Annotated in this window: 25 protein-coding genes and 1 riboswitch; of the genes, 13 read left to right on the top strand and 12 right to left on the bottom strand. The window is 68.1% G+C overall.

All coding sequences use genetic code 11. The features are described 5' to 3' along the window. Window positions 1-7 precede the first annotated feature (7 nt). From ACWIEX_RS01555 to ACWIEX_RS01545, 3 genes are all read right to left on the bottom strand, one after another. Window positions 8-1,408, bottom strand: a complete 1,401-nt coding sequence (locus ACWIEX_RS01555) for a glycosyltransferase family 4 protein (RefSeq protein ID WP_454031398.1) — start codon at window positions 1,406-1,408, stop codon at window positions 8-10. A 1-nt stretch (window position 1,409) separates the two neighbouring features. Beyond that, window positions 1,410-2,618, bottom strand: a complete 1,209-nt coding sequence (locus ACWIEX_RS01550) for a glycosyltransferase (RefSeq protein WP_454031397.1) — start codon at window positions 2,616-2,618, stop codon at window positions 1,410-1,412. A gap of 279 nt (window positions 2,619-2,897) precedes the next feature. After that, window positions 2,898-4,247 carry a nucleotide sugar dehydrogenase gene (locus ACWIEX_RS01545; RefSeq protein ID WP_454031396.1) on the bottom strand — a complete coding sequence of 450 codons (1,350 nt, stop codon included), beginning with the start codon at window positions 4,245-4,247 and terminating at the stop codon, window positions 2,898-2,900. A gap of 302 nt (window positions 4,248-4,549) precedes the next feature. Here ACWIEX_RS01545 and ACWIEX_RS01540 point away from each other — a divergent pair, with 302 nt between their 5' ends. Together ACWIEX_RS01540 and ACWIEX_RS01535 are read left to right on the top strand one after the other, a co-directional pair. Then, window positions 4,550-6,214, top strand: a complete 1,665-nt coding sequence (locus ACWIEX_RS01540; RefSeq protein ID WP_454031395.1) for a GMC family oxidoreductase — start codon at window positions 4,550-4,552, stop codon at window positions 6,212-6,214. A 59-nt stretch (window positions 6,215-6,273) separates the two neighbouring features. Continuing rightward, the gene (locus tag ACWIEX_RS01535; protein WP_454031394.1) at window positions 6,274-6,801 is read left to right on the top strand and encodes a hypothetical protein; all 528 of its coding nucleotides are present in this window, start codon (window positions 6,274-6,276) and stop codon (window positions 6,799-6,801) included. A 3-nt stretch (window positions 6,802-6,804) separates the two neighbouring features. Here ACWIEX_RS01535 and ACWIEX_RS01530 read toward each other — a convergent pair whose 3' ends face one another. The 3 genes from ACWIEX_RS01530 to cobD all read right to left on the bottom strand — a co-directional run bounded on the left by ACWIEX_RS01530 (window position 6,805) and on the right by cobD (window position 10,108). Beyond that, window positions 6,805-8,025 carry an MFS transporter gene (locus ACWIEX_RS01530; RefSeq protein WP_454031393.1) on the bottom strand — a complete coding sequence of 407 codons (1,221 nt, stop codon included), beginning with the start codon at window positions 8,023-8,025 and terminating at the stop codon, window positions 6,805-6,807. Between the two features lie 18 nt (window positions 8,026-8,043). After that, window positions 8,044-9,015: a D-2-hydroxyacid dehydrogenase gene (locus tag ACWIEX_RS01525; RefSeq protein ID WP_454031392.1), complete on the bottom strand. Its 972-nt coding sequence runs from the start codon at window positions 9,013-9,015 to the stop codon at window positions 8,044-8,046. 100 nt (window positions 9,016-9,115) lie between these two features. Beyond that, entirely contained in the window at window positions 9,116-10,108 is a 993-nt protein-coding gene (gene cobD, locus ACWIEX_RS01520) for a threonine-phosphate decarboxylase CobD (protein ID WP_454031391.1), read from the bottom strand. 20 nt (window positions 10,109-10,128) lie between these two features. Here cobD and cbiB point away from each other — a divergent pair, with 20 nt between their 5' ends. Next, window positions 10,129-11,106, top strand: coding sequence for an adenosylcobinamide-phosphate synthase CbiB (gene cbiB, locus ACWIEX_RS01515; RefSeq protein ID WP_454031390.1), 978 nt, complete (start codon window positions 10,129-10,131; stop codon window positions 11,104-11,106). A gap of 4 nt (window positions 11,107-11,110) precedes the next feature. Here the strand turns inward: cbiB and ACWIEX_RS01510 are convergent, their stop codons facing one another. From ACWIEX_RS01510 to cobU, 5 genes are all read right to left on the bottom strand, one after another. Further along, window positions 11,111-12,766, bottom strand: a complete 1,656-nt coding sequence (locus ACWIEX_RS01510; RefSeq protein ID WP_454031389.1) for an acyl-CoA dehydrogenase family protein — start codon at window positions 12,764-12,766, stop codon at window positions 11,111-11,113. Next, a complete protein-coding gene (locus ACWIEX_RS01505) occupies window positions 12,763-13,383 on the bottom strand; it encodes a TetR/AcrR family transcriptional regulator (protein ID WP_454031388.1) in 621 nt (206 codons plus the stop codon). Before ACWIEX_RS01505 ends, ACWIEX_RS01510 begins: the two co-directional genes overlap by 4 nt. Before the next feature lie 173 nt (window positions 13,384-13,556). Beyond that, the gene (locus ACWIEX_RS01500) at window positions 13,557-14,021 is read right to left on the bottom strand and encodes an MgtC/SapB family protein (RefSeq protein ID WP_454031387.1); all 465 of its coding nucleotides are present in this window, start codon (window positions 14,019-14,021) and stop codon (window positions 13,557-13,559) included. Window positions 14,022-14,117: 96 nt separating this feature from the next. Next, complete coding sequence (cobO, locus tag ACWIEX_RS01495; RefSeq protein ID WP_454031386.1) at window positions 14,118-14,729, bottom strand: cob(I)yrinic acid a,c-diamide adenosyltransferase; 612 nt, start codon at window positions 14,727-14,729, stop codon at window positions 14,118-14,120. After that, complete coding sequence (gene cobU, locus ACWIEX_RS01490; protein ID WP_454031385.1) at window positions 14,729-15,241, bottom strand: bifunctional adenosylcobinamide kinase/adenosylcobinamide-phosphate guanylyltransferase; 513 nt, start codon at window positions 15,239-15,241, stop codon at window positions 14,729-14,731. The genes cobO and cobU overlap by 1 nt, the downstream gene beginning before the upstream one ends. A gap of 153 nt (window positions 15,242-15,394) precedes the next feature. Further along, window positions 15,395-15,579, top strand: a riboswitch (cobalamin riboswitch). 37 nt (window positions 15,580-15,616) lie between these two features. On the opposite strand from cobU, the gene ACWIEX_RS01485 reads away from it, so the two are divergent. The 9 genes from ACWIEX_RS01485 to cobJ are packed head-to-tail and all read left to right on the top strand — an operon-like array spanning window position 15,617 to window position 24,933. Then, complete coding sequence (locus tag ACWIEX_RS01485; protein WP_454031384.1) at window positions 15,617-15,793, top strand: CbtB domain-containing protein; 177 nt, start codon at window positions 15,617-15,619, stop codon at window positions 15,791-15,793. Window positions 15,794-15,805: 12 nt separating this feature from the next. Continuing rightward, window positions 15,806-16,546, top strand: a complete 741-nt coding sequence (locus tag ACWIEX_RS01480) for a CbtA family protein (RefSeq protein WP_454031383.1) — start codon at window positions 15,806-15,808, stop codon at window positions 16,544-16,546. 10 nt (window positions 16,547-16,556) lie between these two features. After that, on the top strand, window positions 16,557-16,946 hold the full coding sequence (locus ACWIEX_RS01475; protein ID WP_047580210.1) for a DUF1636 family protein: 390 nt from the start codon (window positions 16,557-16,559) through the stop codon (window positions 16,944-16,946). Between the two features lie 4 nt (window positions 16,947-16,950). Next, the gene (gene cobW, locus ACWIEX_RS01470) at window positions 16,951-18,006 is read left to right on the top strand and encodes a cobalamin biosynthesis protein CobW (protein WP_454031382.1); all 1,056 of its coding nucleotides are present in this window, start codon (window positions 16,951-16,953) and stop codon (window positions 18,004-18,006) included. Window positions 18,007-18,015: 9 nt separating this feature from the next. Beyond that, a complete protein-coding gene (gene cobN / locus ACWIEX_RS01465; RefSeq protein WP_454031381.1) occupies window positions 18,016-21,489 on the top strand; it encodes a cobaltochelatase subunit CobN in 3,474 nt (1,157 codons plus the stop codon). After that, on the top strand, window positions 21,486-22,772 hold the full coding sequence (cobG, locus tag ACWIEX_RS01460; RefSeq protein ID WP_454031380.1) for a precorrin-3B synthase: 1,287 nt from the start codon (window positions 21,486-21,488) through the stop codon (window positions 22,770-22,772). Before cobN ends, cobG begins: the two co-directional genes overlap by 4 nt. After that, window positions 22,769-23,401, top strand: a complete 633-nt coding sequence (locus tag ACWIEX_RS01455; RefSeq protein ID WP_454031379.1) for a precorrin-8X methylmutase — start codon at window positions 22,769-22,771, stop codon at window positions 23,399-23,401. The genes cobG and ACWIEX_RS01455 overlap by 4 nt, the downstream gene beginning before the upstream one ends. Window positions 23,402-23,404: 3 nt before the next feature. Next, on the top strand, window positions 23,405-24,145 hold the full coding sequence (locus tag ACWIEX_RS01450) for a precorrin-2 C(20)-methyltransferase (RefSeq protein ID WP_454031378.1): 741 nt from the start codon (window positions 23,405-23,407) through the stop codon (window positions 24,143-24,145). Beyond that, a complete protein-coding gene (gene cobJ / locus ACWIEX_RS01445) occupies window positions 24,142-24,933 on the top strand; it encodes a precorrin-3B C(17)-methyltransferase (protein ID WP_454031377.1) in 792 nt (263 codons plus the stop codon). Before ACWIEX_RS01450 ends, cobJ begins: the two co-directional genes overlap by 4 nt. On the opposite strand, the gene ACWIEX_RS01440 is transcribed toward cobJ, so the two are convergent. Beyond that, window positions 24,876-25,640: a cobalt-precorrin-6A reductase gene (locus tag ACWIEX_RS01440; protein WP_454031376.1), complete on the bottom strand. Its 765-nt coding sequence runs from the start codon at window positions 25,638-25,640 to the stop codon at window positions 24,876-24,878. The two genes, cobJ and ACWIEX_RS01440, sit on opposite strands and share 58 nt — an antisense overlap. On the opposite strand from ACWIEX_RS01440, the gene cbiE reads away from it, so the two are divergent. Then, a complete protein-coding gene (cbiE, locus tag ACWIEX_RS01435; protein WP_454031375.1) occupies window positions 25,639-26,889 on the top strand; it encodes a precorrin-6y C5,15-methyltransferase (decarboxylating) subunit CbiE in 1,251 nt (416 codons plus the stop codon). The two genes, ACWIEX_RS01440 and cbiE, sit on opposite strands and share 2 nt — an antisense overlap. The last annotated feature ends 80 nt before the right edge of the window (window positions 26,890-26,969 follow it).

Raw genomic sequence — 26,969 nt, 5'->3', positions numbered from 1 at the left:
AGAACTTTCAGCGGGGTTCACTCCCATCGCCACGGGGCGGCGCGCCGAGCGCTTGACGATAGAAGTCCCGGATGGCTGGTGTCATCACCGACTGATCGAGGCGGGACCGGATGATCTCGAGATTGCGCACCGCCGCCTCGTCGACAAGGCCGTCATCCGTCAGCGCGCGTTCGAACTGCGCGCAGATCTCTTCGAAATCGTCCGGGGAGACGGAGAAGCCGGTTTCACCCTGCACGAACCACTCCTCGCAGCAGGAGGTATTGGTCTGCACTGGAAATGCGCCCATCAGCATCGCCTCGAGCACCGATGTCGAGATGCCGTCGGAGATGCTGACGGCCAAATAAGCGCGGGCGCGCCCGAAGCATTCCAGAATCTCGTCATGGGTGGCGATGTCGATGATGCGGATGTCGAGGACACCAGCAGCCTTCAATTCGAGTGCGCGGGCTCGGGGGCGGGCACCAACCGAAAACATGACGATCTCATAGTCTTTCAGGCGGTCAGCGAAACGCTCGAGCACCGCCAGGGAGACCATGGCACGGCCGGCGAAATGATCGTAGCCCTTCACCATGATGAGCTTGCGCTGCGATGGCGGGGTCTGGGCGCGTAGGCGCTGGGCGGCATCGACATCGATGCCGCCGGAATTGGCCAGAACTGGCAGTTCGGGGCCTCGATAGCCAAAATCGCGCCCGAGCGCGAGATCGCGGTGACATTCGCAGGAATAGAGGTCGACCGCCTCGCATACTCGCCGGATTTGACGCGCATGCGCTTCGTCGCGGCCGAAATAATAGATGTCGCTGCCCCAGTTCGTCGCAAGCCAGCGCGGGAAGCCACGCGATGGATTTTCCGCGAGCATGAGATCGCGCGCTGCCAGCACAAGATAGGCATTATGCTGGAATTCCAGGGAGTGGATCAGGTCCGGCTGCACGTCGGCGATCACTTCGGCCAGCATCTGCGGGCCATGCAGCGCCATGATGGTTTCCTCGCTTTCGTCGGGACGGCCGAGCCGCACCCGCGCCTGCGGATCGTCACCACCGAACGGAACCGGACGAACGCGAACAGGGCTGCCAGCCCGCGGCAATGTCTCCAGTGGCTGTGGCGCCGCAGGGCGAGCGAGCTTTTCCCGCAGCAGCCGGATCGCGCCCGACGGATCCCTGAGCGCATGCCGAAGAAAGCGTGCCGCCCGCCGGCTGTTCGAAACCGGCGGTGCAGGCACGACAGGCGATGGCGGCGTCGGCACGTGGAACGTCAGGCCGCGGATGTAAGCGTGTGGAGGCGCAGGGTCGACCGGATACAAATGCAAGTCGAAGCCCGCATCGATCAACGCCTCGATCCAGCGCGCCGCGTGCACGGAATGATGCATCGCCACGAACAGGATGCGGGGTCGTCTTCCGTTCGACACAAGCTTCATCCTACGCGATTTCGTCGAGTGCGGCCGAGAAGGCCGCACGGGCGCGATCGACCCCGAACTCCTTGGCCGCGGCCTTCGCATTGGCGACGAGATCGGCCCGCAACGTCGCATCCTCGCTCAACCGGGACAGGGCCTGCGCGAGCGCCTCGACATCCGGTCGATCGATGACCAGCCCCGCCCGGCGCGCCGTGAAAAACGACGATACGAAGGATCCTCGCGGCGCATGTACGACGACAGGTCGTCCCGAAGCGAGATATTCCGCAACCTTGGCGGGAGCCGAGGAATTTACAACTTCAGGGATGGGCGATTCGAAAGCAAGGGGTAAGAACAAGATATCCGCCTCTCGCTGGCGCAGCAGCGCCTGCGCCTGCGGCAGGTGGTCGAAACGGCGAACGAAGGGGCCGACAAGACCGTTGTCGCGGACCTGCGCCTCGCTTTGCGCCGTGTGGACATGAAGATGGAAGCGCCCCCCGGTCCGCTCCAGCGCAGCGACCAAATTCCGGAACGCGCTCGCCTGCGCGCTGTAGACCGAGCCGGTGTACAGCACCGTCCAGGGAGCCTGCGCGCTCGGGGCGGCGGCCACCTGCGCGACACCATCCGAACCCACCTCCCTCAGTTCGATCTGCTTCAGATCGACAGGGTTGCGGACAACGGCAATGGAGGCGCCAGGGACGCGGGCACGCACATCGTCGGCCAGCACCTCATTCGGAACGATGACCTTCGCCGCGCGCACCGCCCATCGCTTTTCCCAGAACCGCGCCAGGCTGCGATAGAGGCCCTCCTCCCATTGATAGACCGGGTCATCGAACAGATAGGCGACAAAGGGAAGCTTCAAACGCCTTGCGGCGATGGCGGCGGCCGGCAGATCGAAGGGATTGCCGCTGCATCCAACGATCATCTCCACCGGATGCGTCCTAACGGCGGCGACAATTTCGCCCGCGCGCGTCCAAACGTCCCGTACCAGCCCGACGAAGTTATTGAGCCGCTGGATATGCTGATTTCCGAGGGTCCGGATGATCTGAAATCTCGGTGGTGACAAGGCGACGTAAACGCCAAATCCAGATTCGCTCGGGTCGAGTGCCTGCAGTTGATCGGATAGAAAAAGATGCCTCGACTCGCCGCGCTCTTGCGCCAGAAGCGCGCCCAGCACCCGCGCCTGACCACTGGCAGAAGGCGGCGCAGCAGTTGTGACAATCGCTAAGCGCTTCATTATACTGCGTACTAGATCCTGTAGGGCTTAAGAAGCTTTAACCCGGCGACGCGGCGAGCGCTTAGCATCCGCCCAACGATACGGTCAACGGCGGGAAGAGCCGACGTCAAGGCGTTTGGGTCCGCGCCATGCTGACCGGCGAAGGCGCATGATCTTCCCCCACCTTCAAGAGCCTTCCGCCTCGGCGCCGATACCTCCAGGGCAGGCGCTTCCACACGCGCTTCCGCCCCCAGGCACCCGCCGGGGCCGGCCATGTCCGCCTCCTCGCGGCAAACTCCGTCAGGCCTTGATCACGTTGGCTGCGAAGGCGCCGTTCCGCTCGCAAGCGTTGCGTGTATCGATGACAAGACGGGCTTCCGCGACGAGCGTCTTATAATCGATAGCGTCGTGGTCGGTGGCGATGAGAACGGCATCGAAACCGGCGATGGTGCCGGGGGCGAGATCAAGGGATCGGCGCCCGGCAAGGCCGCCATGCTCCCTGGTCTGCGGAATGATCGGGACATGGGGATCGTGATAGGATGCGGAGGCACCGCGCTGCTCGATCAGTTCGATCAGGCGCAATGACGGGCTTTCACGCATGTCGTCGACATTCTTCTTGTAGGCGGCGCCGATGACGAGAATCCGCGCTCCGTTCAACCCGCGTGCAAAGTGCTGATCCAGCCCCTGCGCGAGCCGTTCGACCACCAGATGCGGCATCCCCGTGTTGATTTCGCCTGCCAGCTCAATGAAGCGCGCCGTGATCCCGTATTCCCGGACCTTCCAGGACAGATAGAAAGGGTCGATCGGAATGCAGTGCCCGCCCAACCCTGGGCCGGGATAGAACGGCATGAAGCCGAATGGTTTGGTCTTGGCGGCGTCGATAACCTCCCAAACATCGATGCCCATAGCCCCATAGATCGACTTCAGCTCGTTCACGAGCGCGATATTGACCGAGCGAAAGATGTTCTCCGTGAGCTTCACGGCTTCGGCCACCGAGGTCGACGAGACCGGTACGGTCCGAACGACGAGTTCGCCATACAGGGCCTGCGCTATCGCCAGTGCCTCGGGACCGTCACCGCCGACGACCTTGGGTATCGAGACGGTTGCAAAGTGCGGATTGCCAGGATCTTCCCGCTCGGGCGAGAAGGCCAGGAAGAAATCCGTCCCGCTCTTCAAGCCCGTTTTTTCAAGGATCGGCTTGAGGACTTCCTCGGTCGTGCCCGGGTAAGTGGTGGACTCCAGCGCAATGAACTGCGCCGGTCGCAGACGTGCCGCGATGGCTTCCGCGGTCCGGACGATGAAGCTCAGATCCGGCTCGCGATGACGCGTGAGTGGTGTCGGCACGCAAATGATCAGGCCATCCGGCTCGCCGAGTCGCGAAAAGTCGTCCGTGGCGAGAAAACGCCCCGTGCTCGCGGCTGCGGCGAGATCGTCGGCCTGAATATGCCTGATCCCGGTTCTGCCCGCGTTGAGCTCAGACACGCGGGCGGAGTTGATATCGAAACCGAGCACCTCGAACCCCGAACGGAGGGCCGCCAACGCGAGCGGCACGCCGACATACCCCAGGCCGATGACCCCAACCCGAAAGCTGCGGTCCCGCACGCGCTGCAGCAGCTTTTTCGCGGTCTCATCCGGCAAAATCTGATCCATAGCGCTCGTTCTCGGGGTAGCAGGAGCTTCGATGCCGAGTCCCCATTGCTGTTCCTCGTGAAAAGGATGCATGCGACGGCTAGCGATCCCCTTCCGCCATATTCTCATGGCCATGACAAGTATCTTGGGTCCGCCGCGATATCGGGGCGGGAAGTTCAGTTGGCTCCCAAGCCGAGGCAAGCCACAAAGCGGCGGTCCGGATGTGCAGAGCCACGCGCTGACACAGCATTGCGACCTATGCCAGATTGCTCGTTCACTGCCGACAAGCCCGGCAGGTTCGCAGCCGTGTCCCCGGGAACGCCATGCCTGATACCGCCTCCACCGACCGCCGCCTGATCGGCAGCTTCGACTATGTCGTGATCGGGGCGGGTTCCGCCGGCTGCGTCGTCGCCAACCGGTTGGCAGCCGACCCGGAGAGCAAGACCCTGGTGCTCGAAGCCGGCGGCCTGGACGACTGGATCTGGTTCCACATCCCGGTCGGCTATCTCTTCGCGATCGGCAATCCCCGCGCCGACTGGCTGTTCCAGACCGAGCCGCAGGCCGGTCTCGGCGGGCGGGCGCTGGCCTATCCGCGCGGCAAGGTGGTCGGCGGCTCCTCGGCGATCAACGCCATGGTCTATATGCGCGGCCAGGCCGCCGATTACGACGGCTGGCGCCAGCGCGGCCTTTCCGGCTGGGGCTGGGACGACGTGCTGCCCTATTTCCTTGCGCATGAGGACCATATCGCGCCGCCGCCCGGCGGACTGCACAGGGCCGGCGGGGAATGGCGCGTCGAACATCCGCGCGTGCGCTGGGCGATCCTCGATGCCATCCGCGACGCGGCCGAAGCCGCCGGCATCGCCAAGATCCCGGATTTCAACACCGGCGACAATGAAGGCTCCTCCTATTTCCAGGTGAACCAGCGGCGCGGACGGCGGCTCAGCGCCTATCGCGCCTTCCTGAAGCCGCTGCTCGAGCAGAAGGAGCGCCATAATCTCCGGCTCGAGACCCGCGTCCATGTCGAGTGCATCGTCTTCGAGGGCGGCAGGGCGAAGGCGGTCGAATTCACCCACGGGCTGGGCACGCCGAGCGAGGAGAAGCTCCGGGTCGAGGTCAGCGGCGAGATCGTGCTCTGCGCCGGTGCCGTCGCCTCACCGCTCCTGCTCGAACGTTCCGGCATCGGCGGCGGCGCGCGATTGCAGAACCTCGGCATCGAGACGCTGGTCGATGCACCCGGCGTCGGCGAGAACCTGCAGGACCATCTCCAGATCCGGCCGGTCTACAAGGTCGCCGGCGTCAAGACGCTGAACAGCGACTATGCCCGGCTCTGGCGCCGGCCGCTGATGGCGCTGGAATGGGCGGCCTTGCGCACCGGCCCGCTCACCATGGCCCCATCGCAGGTCGGTGCCTTCGCCAAATCCTCACCGCAATACGCGACGGCGAACCTGCAATATCATTTCCAGCCGCTCTCGCTCGATAGCTGGGGCTCAGGGCTCCACCCGTTCGACGCCTTCACGGCCAGCGTCTGCAATCTCAGGCCGACCAGCCGCGGCAGCGTGCATCTGCGCTCGGCCGATCCGCGTGATGCTCCGGTGATCTCGCCGAACTATTTCGACACCGAGGAGGATCGGCAGGTCGCGGTCGATGCGATGAAGCTGACGCGCCGGATCGTGGCGCAGGCACCGCTCGCCCGCTTCCGTCCGGAGGAATACATGCCCGGCGAAGCGGCCCAGTCGGACGAAGCCCTGCTGGAGGCCGCCGCCAAGCTCGGCACGACGATCTTCCACCCGGTCGGAACAGTGCGGATGGGGAGCGACGACGACCCGGGAGCGGTTCTGGACGGGCGGCTCAGGGTGCGCGGCGTCGAGGGCCTGCGCGTCATCGACGCCTCGGTGATGCCGACGATCACCTCCGGCAACACCGCCAATCCGACGATGATGATCGCCGAGAAGGGCGTGGCGATGCTCAAGGAAGACGCACGCCGGTAAAGGTTGTCGCGCCGGGCAGCATGGAATTGCCGCAAATCCCGGCCTATGAATCGGTTGCGATGACCGACGATCTTCCGCCCCCATCAGCACCGGAGCGCGGCCCGCTCGTCCGCGGCTTGCTCGCGATCCTGCGCGCCGTCATCACCGTTTTCGTCGTCCTCGACGAGCTCCTGCGGCCGCTCTACCGGCCGCTGCTGCGCCGGCTCGCGGAATTGCGCGTTATGCGCCGGCTCGAGGACAGCGTCGCCACGCTGCCGCCGCCGCTCGTCCTGCTGGCGCTGGCGGTCCCCTTCGCAATTGCCGAGCCGCTGAAGCTCTTCGGCCTGTTGCTGTTCGCGCGCGGGCAGTTCTGGGCCGGGCTCGTCGTGACGGCGTTCGCGCATCTGATGAGCTTCGTCTTCGTCGAGCGCATCTACCATGCCGGCCGCGAGAAACTGCTGCGCTATCGCTGGTTCGCCTGGATCATGGGACAGGTAGTACGCGTGCGCGACAATGTGCTCGGCCGAGTCCGGGCCACCGCCGCCTATGCGCTGGCAATGCGGACGCGCGATGCCGCGCGCAACTGGTGGCGGACGATGCGGGCTTGAAACTCAGGTCGAGCGGCTGCGCGCCAGCAGGAAAAGCGCACCGGCGGCGAACGCCGAGAAGGCGATCAGCAGCAGCGTCGAGAGCATGACGCCGCCGCGCTCCAGCGAGACGGCGAAGACGAGCGGCGCCGCCGCCTTGATGACGAGGCCCGGCGCCGAGAGCTTGCCCATGGTCGCGCCGAAGCCGACCGGACCGAAGAGCTGGAGCGGGACAGTGCCGCGCACGATCGAGCTCAGCCCCATGCTGATGCCGAAGGCGATGGCGAAGAGCCCGGCGACAACCGGGAGCGCCCCGCCGACCAGGAGTAGGGCAAGGCCGAGCGGCATCAGACAGCCCGAGACCCAGGCCGTGGTGACCGGCGAAACGGCGCGGCCGAACAGCATCTCGACAAGGCGACCTGCGACCTGCGACGGCCCGAGCATTGCACCGATGCCGACCGCGACAGCCGCGCTGAGCCCGAAGCCCTGCAACAGCGCCAGCATATGCACCGCCATGGCCGAGACGACGAAGCCCTGCAGCGAGAAGGCCAGCGCCAGCAGCAGGAAGGCGCGGCGGCGCGCATCGCCATGGAGGTAAGCCAGCTCCGACTCCTGCGGGGCCGGCGTGGCCGCATCCACGGCCTGCGCGACGACCGGCCGCTTCACCCGCCCGGGCAGGAAAAACAGGTGCAGGGGCAGGCAGACCAGGACCTGCGAGAGGCCATAGAGCCGGTAGACGCCGCGCCAGTCGAACATCCCGAGCAGGCTCGAGGTCAGCGGCCAGAACAGGGTCGAAGCGAAGCCGCCGATCAGGGTGAGCTGGCTGATGGCGCGGCGCGCCTGGCTGCCGCGCGCCTGCGTCAGCGCGGCGAAGGCGGCGTCGTAGAACACGGCAGTGGTCACCGCCTGCAAGGCGACCATCGCGAGCGTGTAGCTGACGATGCCCCGCGCTTCCGCCAGCGCGAAGAGCGAGAGGCCCGCCAGCGCGGAGCCGATCGTCATCACCAGCCGCGTGCCGTAGCGGTCGATCAGGCTGCCGGTGACGGGGGCGACGGCGCCGCCCAGCAAAAGGCCGATCGCGAAACCGCCGAAGGTCCATTCCGGCGCCCAGCCGAAATCGACGGTCATGCGCGGCGCCAGCACGGTGAAGGCATAGAACAGCGTGCCGTAGCCGAAGACCTGGGTGATGCCGAGCGCCGGGATCAGCGAGGGGCCGCCCGGCCGGAAGACTCTCGGCGAAGTCATGGCAGCGACCCGTTCCGCTCAGACGATCTGGTTGCGCAGGTTCGCTTCGCCGCGTTCGAGGCGACCCAGATTGTCGAGGAGGATATCCACCACATTGCCTTCATAGGCCCGCGTCTCGCCGGCGCTGTGCGGGGTGACGATGACCTGCGGCATGCGCCAGAAGGGCGAGATCGCCGGCAGCGGCTCCTCATGGAAACAGTCGAGCCCGGCCCCGGCGATGCCGCTGTTGCCGAGCGCATCGAGCAAGGCCATCTCGTCGACGACGCGACCGCGCGCGACATTGATCAGGAAAGCGCTCGGCTTCATCGCGCCGAGGATGCGGGCATCGATCAGCCCCTCCGTCTCGGGCGTCAGCGGGCAGGTCAGGGCGACGAAATCGGCGCCGGCCACAGTCTCTGCGAGCTTGTCCGGATGGATGACGGCCTCAACATGGGGCTGCGGCTCCGGGCTGCGGCGCACGCCGATGACGCGCATGTCGAAGGCCGCCGCCAATTTTGCCAGCCGCAGGCCGATGCGGCCGAGCCCGACGATGACCAGCGTCTTGCCGCCGAGCTCATCCTCGCGCAGCGCCCTGTCGCCGATCATCGGGCGCCAGAACTGCTTCGCCTGGTTGTCCCGGGCGAAATGGATCTGACGGGTCAGCGCCAGGATCAGCGACATCGCATGCTCGGCGACCGCCCGCTCATTGCTACCCTGGGCGCTGGCGAGGCGGATGCCGGCGGCGCCGATCGCCGGCTTGTCGAACTGGTCGGTGCCGGCGCTGATCGACTGGATGAAACGCAGCTTCGGCAATCGCGGCAGCAGGTCGTTGCGCCACAGGCCGGAGACGACGAGCACGTCGGCTTCCGGCGCCCGCTCGCGCAGGTCGTCAAGGCTGTTGACCTCGAAACTCGCCGCGGCACGACCGCGCGTGAGGAACTCGTCCCGAAGCTGATAGGCGGCATGGGCGAAGCCGATCGTCAGTTCGCCTTCCGGCGGCAGGACTGCCATGCGTTGTCTCTCCCCGATTCCTTATGCAGTCGACGTTAGCCGGCCCGCCGGCTCCTGTCCCCGCATCCGCCGCATGCAAGCTTCACGCTAATCGCGATGCTCAGGGGGTATCGACGGCCAGCGCAGCATGCAGGCGCGACCATGCGGTCTCGTCGCCCGGCAGGCCGAAACGCAGGCGATCCGGCGCGTGCTGGAAGCGGCGGACATAGATGCCGTGACCGCCGAGGCGGGCGAAGAGTGCCGCCGCTTTCGGCGTTTCGAGGAGGCGGAACAGGGTGGTTCCTCCGATGATGCGTCCATGCAGCGCCAGCAAGGCATCGAGACGCGCGGCATCCTGCGCCCGTTCCCGGCCGGCCCCGGCGAGCCAATCGGCATCGGACAACGCAAGTGCGCCGACATGGAGCGCCGGGCCGGCGACCGACCAGGGACCGAGCGCCGCCTTCAGGCGCGCGATCAAGTCGGGAGCGCCGATGGCGAAGCCGAGCCGGAGTCCGGCGAGACCATAGGTCTTGCCGAAGGAGCGCAGCACGATCGTGCTTGTCGGAATGTCAGGGATGATGCTGGTTTCGGGCGTGAAATCGGCAAAGGCCTCGTCGACGACGAGCAGGCCGCCGCAGGCGGCGCAATGAGCGGCGAGCCGGGCCAGCTCGTCGCGGGGCAGCGCGCGCCCGTCGGGGTTGTTGGGGTTGACCACGACGCTCGTCGCCGCGTCTTCGGGAGACGCGGCCGTCTCAGTGACCGAAAAGCCCGCCTTGCGCCAGGCATGACCATGTTCGGCATAGGTCGGGCCGAGAATCGCGACGGGGCCGGCGGGTGCCAGCCGTGGCAGCAATTCGATCAGGATCTGCGTGCCTGGCGCCGCGACGATGCCGGCGTGCGCCGGGACGCGGTATGCAATACGGGCCGCCGCAAGGAGCGCCGCCTCGCCATCCGCGCCCGGCAGGCGCGTCCAGAGACTTAACGGCAGCGCCGGAAGCGGATAGGGGATCGGATTGATCCCGGTGGAGAGATCGACCCAGGGCTGCGGTGCCTCCGGAAAGAGCGCGCGGGCCGTGGCGAGATCGCCGCCATGCCAGATACCGTCCTCAGCCACGACCCTGCCCCGCGCCCTGCATGAATCTCTCCGCCAGCCTGCCGCTGCTCCTGCTCGCGCTTACGATCGAGGCGGCGTTCGGCTATCCCCAGCGCTTCTATGCCGCAATCGGCCATCCCGTCACCTGGATCGGGAGGCTGATCGGCTGGCTTGATCGGGGGCTGAACCGGGAGACAGCCTCCTTCGCGACGCGCAAGGCGATGGGCGTGCTGGCGCTCCTGCTGCTGCTCGCCGTCATCATCGCGCTGTCGGCGCTGATCCAGAACCTGTGCCTCTCCTTCGGGCCACTCGGCCTGATCCCGCTTGCACTCATCGCCTCGACCCTGATCGCGCAGCGCAGCCTTTACGAGCATGTCGCCCGCGTCGCCGGGGGGCTGGAGCGGGATGGGCTCGATGGCGGGCGGCGCGCCGTCTCGATGATCGTCGGCCGTAACCCGCAGACGCTCGATGAAGCCGGCGTGTCGCGTGCAGCCATCGAGAGCCTCGCCGAAAATTTCTCGGACGGCATCACCGCGCCAGCCTTTTGGCTGGGTGTTGGCGGTTTGCCGGGCATCGCTGCCTACAAGGCGATCAACACCACCGACTCGATGATCGGCCACCGCACGCCACGCTATCTCGCCTTCGGCTGGGCCGCGGCGCGGCTCGACGATCTCGTCAACCTGCCGGCATCGCGGTTGACCGCGCTGCTGCTGGTGGTCTCGGCGGCGCTCGACCGGCAGGCGGATGCCGGCGGCGCCTGGCGGGCCGTGCGGCGCGATGCCGGCAAGCACGGCTCGCCCAACGCCGGCTGGCCCGAGGCCGCGATGGCCGGGGCGCTCGGCCTGCGCCTCGCCGGGCCGCGCGTCTATGGCGAGACCCGCGTCGACGACCATTGGATGGGCGATGGCCGGGCCGAGGCCAACGCGACCGATATCAGGCGGGCGCTCGCGCTCTACAAGCGCTCCTGCGGCCTGCTCTGGGCGCTAGCGGGGCTGTTCGCGGCCGTGACGCTGCTCTAGAGCCTCAGTTCGGCACCGGCACGGCCCGTCGTGCGATCGCCTGCAAATCCGTCCCCTGCGGCAGCGAGCCGAAATGGCCCGACCAGCCGCCGGCTAATCGCGAAGCGACGTAGGCATCCGCAACCGCATGCGGCGCGTGGCGGATGAGCAGCGAGGCCGACAGGCCCAGCGCCATGCGTTCGACAAAGCGCCGCGCCAGATGCTCGTGCTTGAGCACATCGACGAGATCGATTTCCAACTCGGCGAGGAAGGCGTCGTAACGGGGATCGTTGCCGCGCGCGGCATGCAACTCGTCGAGCAGGGCCGGCACGCAATCGGGATAGCGGCGGATCGAACGGAGCACGTCGAGGCAGACGACATTGCCCGTGCCCTCCCAGATGCCGTTGAGCGGCGCCTCGCGGTAGAGCCGCGCCATCAGGTGATCCTCGATGAAGCCGTTGCCGCCATGACACTCGAGCGCCTCGACCGCGACCGGGGTGGCACGCTTGCAGTTCCAGTATTTGGCGATCGGCGCGCCGATGCGGCCGATCAGCTTCTCGGCCTCGCTCTCGCCCTCGCTGTCGAGCGCATGGACGAAGCGGAAGGCGAGCCAGGCGGCGGCTTCGGCCTCCAAAGCGAGGTCGGCGATCACATTCGCCATGATCGGCTGGTCGATCAGCGCCTTCTGGAAGGCGCGGCGATGGGCGGTATGATGCGCGGCTTGCGCCACCGCATGGCGCATCAATCCGGCCGAGCCGACGGCGAAATCGAGCCGCGTGTAGTGGTTCATCTCAAGCCCGGCGCGGATGCCGTGGCCGGGCTCCCCGATCAGGTGGGCGATCACGCCGCGGAATTCGACCTCGGACGACGCGTTCGACTTGTTGCCGCACTTGTCCTTGAGCCTCTGGATCTGCAGCCGGTTGCGCGAACCATCCGGCAACCAGCCCGGCACGACGAAGCAGGAGACGCCCTCCTCCGTGCGCGCCAGCGTCAGGAACACGTCGGAATGCGGGACGGAGAAGAACCACTTATGGCCGGTGAGCGCATAGGTGCCGTCGGCATTGCGCGTCGCCGCCGTCTGGGTCTGGCGCAGATCCGAGCCGCCCTGCTTCTCGGTCATCGCCATGCCGACCGTGCCGCCGCGCTTCTGCGCAGCCGGCAAGGGGCGGCCGTCGTAATCAGTGGAGGTGATCAGCCGGCCAAACTCGGCCCAGCGCGCAGGATCGCGCTGCAGGACCGGGATCGCGGAATAGGTCATGCCGAGCGGGCAGCAGATGCCGTTCTCGCCCTGGTTCCAGAGATAGGACACAGCCGCGCGCGCCACTTGCGCACCGGGCTGCGGCTTGGTCCAGCACAGCGAATGGAACTCGTCGCGCATGGCTAGCCCCATCAGTTCGTGCCAGGCGGGGTGGAATTCGATCTGATCGACGCGCCGGCCCCAGCGGTCATGCGTGCGCAGTTCCGGCAGGGTGCGATTGGCCTGCCGCGCGAGGTCCTGCACCGCTTGCGACCCGACATGGCCGCCGACCACGCTCGCCTGCTCGCGGAACCAGCCGGCGCCGAAAGTGTCGAGAATACTGCCGAGCGCAGGGTCCGCGGCGAAAGCGTCGTAATCCGCCAGTGCCGGCGCCTGGTTCAGCACTTCGTGAGTGTCGTAGCCGTAAGCGTCGAGCGTGGTCATGCGGCCTGTCCTTCTCGGGAAATCAGCGCGGCGAGGGAGAGATCGGCAAGGGCGGCGGCGATCTCGCGGCCGCGCTCGGAAGTGATCGGGCGGTCCGGCGAGAGCGGGCCGATCAGAGCCTCCATGAAGCCGCCGACGATCATGGCAGCGGCGGCATCGGGATCGACGGGCCGAAAGGCGCCCTGCCCTTCACCTTCGACGACAAGCGCGCGAAAAATGCCGGCGATCTCACGACGATAATCCAGCCGCGTCGCATCGACGGCCGGATCGGCAGGCTCGGCAATCATCGACCAGGCAAGGCGGCGATTGGCGAAGGCGCGGCGGGCGAAGGCCTCCACCGCAGCAGCCAGTCGCTCGGCCACGGGGGCGTCGCTCGCGGCGATATCACGCAGCACGGCAAGCTCGCGCGAGGATACGGCGGCGACGATCTCGGCCATCAGCTCGGCCTTGGAGGCGAAATAGGAATAGACGCTGCCGGTCGAGACACCGCTGGCCGAGGCCACCGCGGCGATCGAGGTTTCCTGGAAGCCGACCTCCGAGACGATGCCGCGCGCGGCGGCGAGGATGGCCTCGCGCTTGCCAGCCTTGCGCGGTTGTTTCGGTGCGATGCCGGCCATGGGTGGTCTCAAAATTGAATTTGAATTCGGATTCAATTTGACGAGATGGCTGGCCGCCGTCAAGGGCTGGAACGGGAATGACCGGGTTGGAACACGGCAGGCCGGGGGCGAGATCGCCTACGGACCGCTCAGGCGCCCCCCCTGCACCCCTCGCCCCGCGGCCCCTCGACCACTCAGGAAGGTGGCGCGTTGCCAGAATCCGCCGCCCGACCGCGACCGGCCCAGCGTTCGACGGAATGATCGATGGCGAGCAGGACGAGCGCGAGCAGCGTGGCCGACGCCACGATGGCATGATCGCCGAGCCCGGCGGCGCAACCGAGCGCAGCGGTAACCCATATCGCTGCGGCCGTTGTCAGGCCCGTCGGCGTCGAATGGCCCCGGCGCAGTACGATGACGCCGGCGCCGAGGAAACCGATTCCGGTAAGCAGCCCTTGGACGACGCGGCTGGCGGCGTCGGCCTCATGTGGCTCGCTGAAGATCGTGGCAGCGGCGGCTGTACCCAGCCCGACCAGCCCGAAGGTACGAATCCCGGCCGCGCGCTGCTTGTTGGTCCGCTCCCAGCCGACGACGATGCCGGCGGCCATCCCGGCCAGCAGCCTGAGCAGCAGGTCCAGCTCTCCCCACAGAAAAGTTGCCATTACTCACCCCCCGAAAATGACGATCGAGGGCATGAACGCGCGAGGGCCGCTCGCGTTCGTTCTGCGGCAAACGAACGGAACCCGGCAAGGGGCCTGTTAGAACTCGATCCCCTGCTGTGCCTTCACGCCGGCAGCGAAATGGTGCTTCACCAGCGTCATCTCGGTGACGAGGTCGGCCGCCTCGATCAGCTCCGGCTTGGCGTTGCGGCCGGTGACGACGATGTGAAGGTCCGGCCGGCGCGCGGCCAGCGTCGCCACGACCTCGGCGAGCGGCAGATAGTCGTAGCGCAAGGCGATGTTGAGCTCGTCCAGCACCAGCAGACGAATGTCCGGATCGTCCATCAGCTCCCGCGCCTTGGCGAAGGCGCGCTCGGCGGCGGCGATGTCTCGCACCTTGTCCTGCGTCTCCCAGGTGAAGCCCTCGCCCATGCTGTGCCAGCTCACCTGATCGCCGAAGGCTTCGAGCGCCTTGCGCTCGCCGGTCGACCAGGCGCCCTTGATGAACTGCACCACGCCGATGCGCCAGCCATGGCCGAGCGCCCGCAGGATCAGCCCGAAAGCCGCCGTCGACTTGCCCTTGCCGGGGCCAGTATTGACGATGAGTAGGCCTTTTTCGACCGTCTTGGAGGCGACTTCGGCGTCCTGAACCGCCTTGCGCTTCTCCATCTTCGCCTTGTGGCGGGCGGCGTCTTCCTGATCCGTCGTCATCATTTCACTCGCATCGGCAATCCGGCGACCATGAAGACCACGCTCGCCGCCCGCGCCGCAAGCGCCTGATGCAGCCGCCCGGCCTCGTCGCGGAAACGGCGAGCCAGCGCATTCTCCGGCACGATGCCGAGCCCGACTTCGTTGCCGACCAGCACGAGCGGGGCGGATACGCGCTTGCAAGCGGCGATCAGGGCCTCGCGGGCGGCGACAGTGTCGCGCTCCGCAAGGATGAGATTGGTCAGCCAGAGCGTCAGGCAATCGACCAGGACCGGACGGCCTGCGGGCTGCGCGGCAATCGCCTCCGCCAGTTCGAGCGGGGCATCGACCGTCTGCCAGCCGGCCAGCCGGCGGGCGCGATGCTCGGCGATGCGCGCACGCATCTCGTCGTCATAGGCCTGCGCGGTTGCGATATAGGTCCAGGGCGCCGGCAGGGCCTCGATCAGCGCTTCGGCATGGCGGCTCTTGCCGGAGCGGGCGCCGCCGAGGACGAGGGTGAGCTGGGGCAACTCCATTCAAAAAATCCTCTGCCGTCATGCTCGGGCTTGACCCGAGCATCTCCATCCGAAGGAGGCCCCGGAGCCTCTCCCTGCAAGAGATTCTCGGGTCAAGCCCGAGAATGACGCCCTTGCGACGCGCACTGCATTGCACAGCAACACGCCGAAGGCTAATGATCGTCGCCGACGGTGCCTCCGCGAGGAGGTGAAAAGGGAACGCGGTGCGAGACCGCGGCTGCCCCCGCAACTGTAAGCGGATGTCCTTCGCCATCGGCCACTGGAGCGCAAGCTCCGGGAAGGCGGCAAGGGGCGCGAAGTCCGCGAGCCAGGAGACCTGCCGTCGACCCGCAGAGATCCAACCGGCTGCCGGCGGGGCGGCCACGGAGAACGCTTATGAACACCGCTTCGGTTTCCACCCCCACACTCAGCGTTTCGGAACGCGTCAAGGCGGTCGCCGCCGCGCTCGTGATCGGCGTCGCGCTGATCTACACGACCGGCTTCGCGGCCTCGTCCAACGTGCACAACGCCGCGCACGACACCCGCCACGGCCTCGCCTTTCCCTGCCACTGAGGGAAAGTCATCATGGTCACGCGTGTTCTCACGGTCAGCATCCTGGCCGGGCTTCTGGCTGGCTTGATCGTCGCCGCCCTGCAGCATGTCACCACCACCCCGCTCATCCTCAAGGCCGAGACCTATGAGGCGGCACTCGCGCTGAAGGCGCCGGCGCTGGCCGCTTTCGACGGCGAGGCGAAGATCATCCTCGCGCATGGACCGGCCGGCGACGCGCCCGGCCACGACCATGCCGAATGGAAGCCGCAGGATGGCCTCCAGCGCACACTCTTCACCAGCGCGGTGACGATCGCGACCGCGATCGGCTTCGCGGGATTGCTGCTCGCCGGCATGATCGCGGCCGGCGACAGGATCGACCAGCGCAGCGCGCTCGTCTGGGGTGCCTGCGGTTTCCTCGCGCTCGGGCTTGCGCCTGCGATGGGGCTCGCGCCGGAACTGCCTGGGGCAGCCTCGGCCGCGCTGGAGCAGCGCCAGCTCTGGTGGCTCTGGACCGCCGTTGCAACCGCCATCGGGCTGTTCCTGTTCCTGCGCTTCGAACAGCCCTGGCTCAAGCTTGTGGCGATCGTCCTGATCCTGCTGCCGCATGTTGTCGGCGCCCCGCATCCGGCCGCGCCGGAGAGCAAGGTGCCGGCCGAGGTCGCCGCGCATTTCGCGTCGCTCTCGCTCGGCATCCAGGCCGCGCTCTGGCTCGTCACCGCCTTCATGGTCGGCGTGCTTTGGCCCCGGGCGAGCCGCCGGGCCGTCGAAGCCTGAAAGCAAGCCAATGTCCGAGGGCGACCTCACCATCCATGTCTGCACGGCCTGCCGCCGTGCCCGCGCCGATCTCCCGGAAGGCTATGACCAGCCGGGACTGGCGCTGGCCGAGCGCCTCGCCGAACAGCTTAAAGCCAAGGGCAGCACGATCCCCGTGCTGCCCGTCGAGTGCCTCTGCGTCTGCAAGCGGCCCTGCACCATCGCGCTCAGCGCCGATGGCAAATGGACCTATCTGATCGGCGATCTCGACACCGACACCCATCTCGACGAGATCGTCGGCGCCGCGGAGGCCTATGCCGCCAGCGCCAACGGCATCGTTCCCTGGAAAGAGCGGCCGCAGTCCTTCCGCAAGGGCGTGGTCGCACGCGTGCCGCCTTTGCCGGCGCGCCAGCAAGGATGACATCATGAACGCTCCGCAGACTACCAATCTGGGCAAGACGCCCTGCACCATCATCACCGGCTTCCTCGGCGCCGGTAAGACGACCCTCGTGCGCCATCTCCTCGAGAATGCGCAGGGCAAGAAGCTCGCCGTGCTCGTCAACGAATTCGGCGATCTCGGCTTCGATGGCGAATTCCTGAAGGGCTGCGGCATCGCCGGCTGCAGCGACGAGGACGTGGTCGAACTGCCGAATGGCTGCATCTGCTGCACCGTCGCCGATGATTTCGTGCCGGCGCTGGAGAAGCTGCTGAACCGGCCCAACCCGCCCGAGCACATCCTGATCGAGACCTCCGGGCTCGCCCTGCCGAAGCCGCTCGTCACCGCCTTCAACTGGCCGGTGATCCGCTCGCGCGTCACCGTCGACGGCGTCATCGCCGTGGTCGACGGCCCGGCTGTGGCCGAGGGCCAGTTTGCCGATGATCCGGAAGCGCTCGCCGCGCAGAAGGCGGCCGATGCGTCGGTCGATCACGACAATCCGCTGGAAGAGGTGTTCGAGGACCAGATCCTCTGCGCCGACCTGATCCTGCTCAACAAGAGCGACCTCGTCGACGAGGCCGGCCGCGCACGGGTCAAGGCCGAGATCGCCGAGCATCTGCCGAAGGCGATCAAGATCGTCGAGACGGCCCATGGCAAGGTCGAGCCGGCGCTGATCGTCGGCCTCGGCGCTGCCGCCGAAAGCGACCTCGCCGCCCGCCCCTCGCATCATGGCGAGGGCGAGCACGATCACGACCATGACGATTTCGACTCGGTCGCCCTGCCGTTGCCGGCCGGCCTCACGCCGGAAGAGCTGACGGCGCGCGTTGCCAAGGCGGCCGAAGCCGAGGGCGTGCTGCGGCTGAAGGGCTTCACCGCCGTGCCGGGCAAGCCAATGCGCCTCGTCGTGCAGGGCGTCGGCCGCCGCGTCGGGCATCATTTCGACCGGCCTTTCGGCGCGAGCGAGCCGCGCGACGGGCGCTTGACCGTGATCGGTCTCAAGGGCTTCGATCTCAAGGCCGTGGAAGCGGCTCTCGCGGGGGCGTAAACTGGCGCGATGCATCTTCTCCCGACCAGCGAGATCAGGCTCGACGACGGCGAGGACGCCGTCGATCTCGCCCTGCCGCCGGGAGATGTGCTTGTCCTGTCCTTCACCGACAGCGACCTCTCGGCGCTGGCAGTGGCAGCAGGTGACAGCAAGCTGTCGGTGCGGCTCGCGCCGCTCCGACGACTGAAACACCCGCTCTCGGTCGATTTCCTGATCGAGAAGACGGTGGCGCAGTGCCGCTTCGTGCTGGTGCGCTGCCTCGGCGGGCTCGACTACTGGCGCTACGGCATCGAGCAGCTCGGCGCGGTCTGCCGTGAGCGCGGCATCCCGCTCGCGATCCTGCCCGGCGACGAACGGGATGATCCGCGGCTGTGCGAGCATGCGACGGTGCCGGCGGAATTCACGGCGGAGCTGCTGGCCTATTTCCAGGCTGGCGGCGGCGCCGAGAACATGCGGCGGATGCTGAAGCGGATTTCCGACTATCTGACGGAGGTTCTGCCCTCATCCGACCCGGCTTCGCCGGGCCACCTTCCCCCCCGAGGGGAGAAGGGAGCAAAGCGACCCGCCTCGCCCTTCTCCCCTCGGGGGAGAAGGTGCCGGCAGGCGGATGAGGGCCGGCACGACGCTGCTGACCTCGTCCCCGTCCCGCTGCCATCATTCTTCGCGCTTGGCCGCAACGGCGCGCCCCTATCCTGGCGCGAAGCGCTCGCCGCCCAGCCCGCAAACCGACCACTCGTCCCGATCCTGCTTTACCGCTCCGGCGTCGCGGCTGGCGACACGGCCATGGGCGAAGCCATTGGCACCGCTCTGACCGCGCGCGGCCTCGCGCCCCTGCCACTCGCGCTGACCAGCCTGAAGGACCCCGCCGTCACGGCCGAACTCGCGGCCCTCATCGCGACGCGCAAACCGGCGCTGGTGATCACCACCACCGCCTTCTCCGCCCGCGAAGGTGCGGATTTCGTCCTCGACGGCGCCGATTGCCCGATCCTGCAAGCCGTGCCGGTCGGCAGCCCCCGCGAGGCCTGGGAGGCATCGCCGCGCGGGCTTTCCGCAGCCGATCTCGCCATGCAGGTTGCACTGCCGGAATTCGACGGGCGCATCGGCGCCGTCCCGGTGGCTTTCAAGGCGGAAGAGACCGATCCGGCGACCGGCCTGTCCATTCGCCGGCTCGTGCCCGATCCGGCGGGGATCGCTGCACTCGCGGGTCTGGCGCAAGGCTGGACGTCGCTGGCGCGGAAGCCTGCGGCCGAGCGCAGACTGGCGCTGGTGATGTCGGATTATCCCGCACGCGGCGGACGGGCCGGTTTCGCCGTCGGACTTGATACGCCGGCGAGCGTAGCGGCGATCCGGGACCTGCTGACGAGCGCGGGATACGAGGTTGGCTCCGCAACCTCCGCCGTTATCCCGGGCTTGACCCGGGATAACGGTGAGGAAATGACAGAGGGGGGCTTGCTGATGGCCTCGCTCACCGCCGGACCGACCGAACTAAGCATCCCGCTTGCAACGTATCGCGACTGGCTCGCCACAATCCCCGCCGCCGCTCGCGAAACCCTCCTTGCCAGCCATGGCGAGCCCGCCTCCGATCCCGCTTGCCGCGACGACGCCTTCCATTTCCGCGCCGTGCGCTATGGCCACCTCACCGTCGCGCTGCAGCCGCCGCGCGACGCGACACCCGACCGCAAGGCGCGCTATCACGATCCCGACGCGCCTCCCGGCCACGGCTACCTCGCCTTCTATCTCGCGCTGCGCCAGACGGAGGCCATCGACGCGCTGATCCATCTCGGCACGCATGGCACGATGGAATGGCTGCCGGGCAAGGCCGTGGCGCTCTCGGCCGGCTGCTGGCCGCGCCTCGCCGTCGGCGGGCTGCCGGTGATCTACCCCTATGTCGTCGACGATCCCGGCGAAGCAGCCCCCGCGAAGCGGCGGCTCTCCGCCATCACGCTCGGCCATCTGCCACCGCCGCTCGCCGAGACGGAAGCGGCCGGCGAAACCGCATTGCTGCGCGATCTCGTCGAGGAATTCTCGCAGGCGCAGGTGCTCGACCCGCGCCGCGCCGACATCGTCGCTACCGAAATCCGGGCTCGGGCTGAGTCGAGCGGGCTCTCTGCCTCCTGTGGCGTGACGGCCGACACCGAGATGAACGAGGCGCTGACGCGTCTCGATGCCCATCTCTGCGACATCACCGAACTGCCCTTCCGCGACGGCCTGCACATCTTCGGGCGCTCGGAGATCGATCCGGCTTCAGCCCGCAACGAGCGCGAGAATCTTCTCACCGCCCTCGACGGCCGCTTCGTCGCACCCGGCCCGGCCGGCTCGCCGCATCGCGGCCGGCCCGACGTGCTGCCGACCGGGCGCAATCTCTCGACGCTCGATCCGCGCGCGATCCCGACGCGCGCCGCCGCGCGGCTGGGCCAACTGGCAGCACAGGCGGTCGTCTCGCGCCATCTGCAGGATCACGGCGACTATCCCCGCCGGATCGTCATGGACCTCTGGGCCTCGCCGACGCTGCGCTCGGGCGGCGAGGATATCGCCCATGCGCTCGCCCTGATGGGCGTCGAGCCCATCTGGGACAATGCCTCGACCCGCGTCACCGGCTTCAGCATCATCCCGCAGCCGAAGCTCGCCTATCCGCGCCTCGACGTCACCGTGCGCATCTCCGGCACCTTCCGCGACACGTTTCCGGGCCAGATCGCCCTGCTCGACCAGGCGACGCGGGCCGTGGCCGCGCTGGACGAGCCTGCCGACTGGAACGAACCCGCTGCGGCCCGCCTCCGCGGCGCGCATGGCGCCCGCATCTTCGGCGCTGCGCCCGGCCGCTATGGTGCGGCGATGGCCGACCGCGCACTCGACGGCGACTGGACGCAGCGCGACGAGCTGGGCGCGGCCTATCTCGCCGCTTCCGATCATGCCTATGGCGGGCCGGAAGGGATCGGCACAGCCGATCCCAGCTTCGCCACGCGCATCAAAACCTCCGACGCCTTCATCCATGTCAGCGACACCGCCGGCCGCGACATCCTCGAAGCCAGCAGCGCGGCCGACGTCATCGGCGGACTTGCGGCAGCGGCGAAGGCGCTTGGCGCCGATCCCGCGCTCTACAGCCTCGACAGTTCGAATCCCAAGGCGCCGAAGGCACGTACGCTCGCCGAGGATATCGCCCGCATCGTCCACGGCCGCTTGACGCATCCGCGCTGGATCGCCTCGCAGCTCGCTCATGGTTGGCGCGGTGCGGCGGAACTGGCCGAGGCGGTCGATACCCTCTTCGTCTTCGCGGCGAGCACGGATGCCGTCGCAGACAGGCTGTTCGATGCCGTGTTCCACGCCTATTGCGCCGATCCACAGGTCTGGGCCGCGCTCGAAGCCGCCAACGCCCCAGCGGCCGCTTCGATACGCGCACGCTTGACCGATGCGGCGCGGCGCGGGCTCTGGACCAGCCGGCGCAATTCGGTCGGTGCCTTCCTGGCGCGGGAAGCTGCGGAATGAGCGCGCTGCCCCAGGAGGCGCTGCGGCGCGGTTGGTGCCCGAGCACGCTCAGGCCGATGGAGACCGGCGATGGCTGGCTCGTCCGCCTGCATCCGCCGGGCGCAAGGCTGACGCCCACGCAATTGCGGCGGATCGCGGCGCTGGCGGCCGAGCATGGCAACGGGCTGATCGAGATTTCCGCCCGTGCCAATCTTCAGCTCCGCGGCGTGACGGCCGAAAGCCATCCGGTGCTGGTCGCGCACCTGCTGGCGGAACGCCTCGTCGACGAGCATGACGGCGACGGGCCGCAGCGCGTGACGCTGGTCTCGCCGCTGGCAGGACAGGACCCGGCCGGTGTGATCGACGCCACCGCACTGGCCGCACAAATTGAGCAGTGCACCCGCGCCATCGGCGGCCTGCCGGCCAAGCTCGGCATCGTCGTTGATGATGGCGGCGCGCAGGCGCTGGATGATCATCCTTGCGACATCCGGCTCGTCGGCATCGCGGCCGGGCACGCGACCTTGTGCCTCGGAGATCGACTCTGGCATGGGCCGGTTGCCGAGGCGGATGCTACTGCGGCGACCGAAGCCGCCCTGCACCGTTTCGCGACCTTGCGCAAAGCCGCGCCTGATCGTCTCCGTCACCTGCGCGACTTGTCGCCCGAGGAGCTTCCCGGGCTGACCGATCTGCCTGCAACCGGCGCTCCTGCCCTGCGCCCGGCTCCTCGGCGTGCGGGGCTATTCGCCTGTGGCGATGGCCGTTTCGCCGCGCTCATCGGCCTGCCTTTCGGGCGCTGCGATGCTGCGATGCTCGACAGGCTCGGCGCCGAGGTCGAGACGAGCACGGCCGATATCCGGCTCTCGCCGTGGCGCGGGCTCGCCTTCCGCGACCTCAACCGCACCGAGGCCGAAGCACTGCTCGCGCTCGCCAATAATCTGGGGCTGATCACGCGAGACGACGACCCGCGCCTCTCTATGCAGGCCTGTGCCGGCAGCCCGGCCTGCTCGCGCGCCGAAGCGTCGACCATGGCGGATGCGGCGACCCTCGCCGAAGCCGCTGCCGGCCTCCTCGCGCAAGGCGTGACCCTGCATGTCTCCGGCTGCATCAAGGCTTGCGCCCATCCGGCGACTGCCGACCTCACCTTGGTTGGGCGAGACGGGCGCTACGATGTCGTGCTGGGCGGCACGACGCGGGACAAGTCGTTCGCGACGCTTGACCTTTCGGCGCTGCTCACGCGATTGCAGCCGGGACAGGATATTCACGCCCGGCTGAAGGCCGCGCGTTCGACGGGATCGCAGGGTTGAGCAAGGCATACGACTATATCCAGGACGGCGCGGCGATCTACGAGCGCTCGTTTGCCATCATCCGCGCTGAAGCCGATCTCGCGCGCTTCAGCGGCGCGGCCGAGCGCGTCGTCGTCCGCATGATCCATGCCTGCGGCATGACCGACCTGCCCAGCGATGTCGAGATGTCCGCCGGCTTCGCGGAAGCCGCGCGGGCCGCGCTCAAGGCCGGCGCGCCGATCCTCTGCGACGCGAAGATGGTCGCCAATGGCGTGACCCGCGCCCGCCTGCCGGCCCAGAACGAGGTTCTCTGCACGCTGGACGATCCGCAGGTTCCTGGCTTGGCGACGCAAATGGGCACGACGCGCTCGGCCGCCGCGATGGAATTGTGGAAGCCCCGGCTCGCCGGCGCGGTCGTCGTGATCGGCAATGCGCCGACCTCGCTGTTCCGTCTGCTCGAGATGCTCGATGCCGGCTCGCCCAGGCCGGCCGCCGTGATCGGCATCCCCGTCGGCTTCGTCGGCGCGGCGGAATCGAAGGCTGCATTGGCCAAGGACGGACGCGTGCCCTTCGTCGTGGTGCATGGGCGCCGCGGCGGCTCGGCCATGGCAGCGGCGGCCGTCAATGCGCTGGCGCAGGACAAGGAATAAGCGATGAGCGGGACGAACAGGACCCTGCTCTACGGTGTCGGCCTTGGGCCCGGCGCTCCGGACCTGATGACGGTCAGGGCGCGGGAGATCATCACCACGGCCGACCGTCTCGTGCATTTCTGCAAGCGCGGGAGGCGCGGCAATGCCCGCAGCACGGCGGATGCGATCATCGCGCCCGACCCCGCCCGCGAGATCGAACTCGCCTTCCCGGTGACGATCGAGGCCAGCGTCGGCGAGCCCGATTATGACGGCCCGATCGCCGCCTTCTACGAGGAAGCGGCCGAGCGGCTCGCGGCCGAGATGCAGGCCGGGCGGACGCTCGCCGTGCTCTGCGACGGCGACCCCTTCTTCTACGGCTCCTTCATGCATCTGTGGCGGCGGCTCTCGCGGCGCTTCCCGACCGAGGTGGTGCCCGGCGTCACCGGCATGACCGGTGCCTGGGGCGAAGCCGGCGCACCGATCACCTGGGGTGACGACGTGATGACCGTGCTGCCCGGCACGCTGCCGGAAGCCGAGCTGGCGCGGCGCCTTGCCGATACCGACGCCGCCGTGATCATGAAGCTCGGCCGCAACCTGCCGAAGGTGCGCCGCGCTCTTGTCGCCGCCGGGCTGGAAGGGCGCGCGATCTATGTCGAGCGCGCCACGATGGCGCGGCAGGTCGTGGCGCGGCTCGCCGACAAGGCCGATGACGAGGCGCCCTATTTCGCGATGGTGCTCGTGCCTGGCGAAGGGCGGCGCCTGTGACGGGCTCGCTCACCATCGTCGGGCTCGGGCCGGGCACACCGGACTGGATCACGCCGGCTGCGCAGGCAGCGCTCGATGCCGCGACCGATATCGTCGGCTACGGCCCCTATGTGGACCGGGTGCTGGAGCGGGACGGCTTGACCAGGCACGCTTCCGACAACCGCGTCGAGGTCGAGCGCGCCTCCCATGCGCTGCAACTGGCAGCGGAAGGCCGGACGGTCGCGGTTGTCTCGGGTGGCGATCCCGGTGTCTTCGCCATGGCGGCGGCGGTGTTCGAGGCGCTGGAGGCCGGGCCGGCGGAGTGGCTGGCCATCCCGATCACCGTCGAACCCGGCATCACCGCCATGCTGGCGGCAGCGGCAAAGGCAGGCGCCCCACTCGGCGGGGATTTCTGCGCGATCTCGCTCTCGGACAATCTCAAGCCCTGGGACGTCGTGACGGCGCGGCTGGAAGCCGTCCTGGCCGCCGATCTGGTGATCTGCCTCTACAACCCGATCTCGAAGGCGCGGCCCTGGCAGCTCGGCAAGGCGCTGGAGCTCGCAGCGAACCAGCGGAATGCGGCGACACCGGTGCTCTTCGCCCGCGCCGTCGGACGGCCGGACGAGAACCTGCGCATCCTGACACTGGCGGAAGCCGTCGCGGCGGCCGGTACGGCCGACATGGCGACGCTGGTGATGATCGGGGCTTCGAGCACGCGGCTGATCGCGCGCGAGGGCGCAGTGCCTTACGTCTACACGCCGCGTTCGGTGGCGAAGAGCCCCTGCGCCACCAACCAGGGCAGGACCTGATCGATATGATCGACGGTCTCGACATCGGGCTTGGGCGGGCGTTCCACCATCACCACGGGCAGGGAGAGCCGGCGCGCCGCCACGAGCTTGCCGACCGTCGCCGGCCCGCCCGAATTCTTGCTGACCAGGATCTCGATGCCCTCGCGGCGCATCAGATCCTCCTCGTCGTCGGCGTCGAAGGGGCCGCGCTGCTGGATGACGTCGACATGCGGCACCGGCAGGCGGTCGCCGATCGGCTCGATGGCCCGGACGAGATAGCGGTGCTGCGGAGCGTCGGCGAAGGCGGGCAATTCCAGCCGCCCTACCGTAAGGAAGACGCGCCGCGGCTCGTCGCCCAGCGCCTGCGCGGCCGCCTCGATGTCGGGCACGGATTTCCAGCGGTCACCGGCGCGCGGCTTCCAGGATTCGCGCCGGATCGCCAGCAGCGGCACGCCTTCGGCCTTGCAGGCGTGCTCGGCATGGAAGGGCATGATGGCGGCGAAGGGGTGCGTCGCGTCGACGACCGCGACGATGCCTTCCTCGACCAGATAACGCCTAAGGCCCTCGACGCCGCCGAAACCGCCGGTGCGAACCGGCAGATTGGTCGGGCGGGGGTCGACGGTGTGACCCGCCAGCGAGATAATGGCACGGATATCGGGAGCCTGATCAGCCAGGTGCTGGTCAAGAGCGGCAGCTTCGCTCGTTCCGCCAAGGATGAGGACGGTCATGACGACAGTTTTGCGTGAATCGGGGGCTCTGTCGAGCGATGAGACGCCCGCGCCCTGGCTCGCCCTGATCGGCTTGGGTGAGGACGGCGCCTCAGGCCTTTGCCGCGAGGCGCTTGCCGCGCTGAACGAGGCCGAGATCGTCTTCGGCGGCGAGCGGCATATCGCGCTGGTCGGCTCCGTGCCTGGCGAATTGCGGCCATGGCCACAGCCCTTCCGCAACGCGCTGCCGCAGATCCTCAAGGAGCGCGGCCGCAAGGTCTGCGTTCTCGCGACCAGCGACCCGTTCCATTACGGCATCGGCAACAGCATCAGCCGCGCGATCCCGGCCGAGGAAATGCGGATCATCCCGCAGCTCTCCTCCTTCTCGATGGCCTGCACGCGGATGCGCTGGCCGCAGGAGGAATGCGCGCTGGTCTCGCTGCATGGCCGCACGCTCTACCGGATCGTGCCGCATCTGCAGCCGGAAGCCCGCATCCTCGCCCTGTCCTGGGACGAGACGACGCCGCGCGCCGTCGCCGAACTGATGACCGCACGCGGCATGGGTGCGAGCCGGATCACCGTGATGGAATCGCTCGGCGGGCCGCAGGAGCGCATCCGCGAATGCCGCGCCGATGCCTTCGCCCTCGACGATATCGTGCCGCTCAACCTGATCGCGGTCGAGGTCGCCGCAACCCACGATTCCCGCATCCTGCCGCTGGCACCCGGGCTCGACGAGGAATGGTTCGCCCATGACGGGCAGATCACCAAGTCGGAGATCCGCGCGATCACGATCTCGGCACTCGCCCCACGCGGTGGCGAATTGCTCTGGGATGTCGGGGCCGGCTCCGGCTCGGTCGCGGTCGAATGGTGCCAGCGCCATCTCCGCAACCGCGCCATCGCCTTCGAGGCCAAGCCGGAGCGGGCCGAGCGCATCAGGCGCAACAAGCTCGAACTCGGCGGGCTTTCCGTCGAAGTCGTCGGCGAAGCGCCGGCTGGTTTCATCGGCCGTGAGGCGCCGGATGCGGTGTTCATCGGCGGCGGCCTGACCGAGGAGGGCTTGTTCGACGCCGCCTGGGCGGCGCTGAAGCCGGGCGGACGGCTCGTCGCCAATGTCGTGACGATCGAGGGCGAGGCGAAACTCGCCGCGCTCCATGCCGAGCATGGTGGCTCGCTGCGCCGCATCGCGATCGACCGTCTCGCGCCTGTCGGCGGCAAGCATGGCTGGCGCCCGGCGATGCCGGTGACGCAATGGCGGGTCGAGAAGCCTTGAAGCGCTTGATTCAATCCGCGCCGTCATCCCGGACAAGACGCGTCAGCGGCGCCGATCCGGGATCCATGCCTGAACCGTTC

The organism is Allobosea sp. NPDC055353 (genome assembly GCF_053644975.1).
The sequence above is the reverse complement of the archived record's forward strand: the minus strand, read 5'-3'. Positions and strand labels throughout refer to the sequence as shown.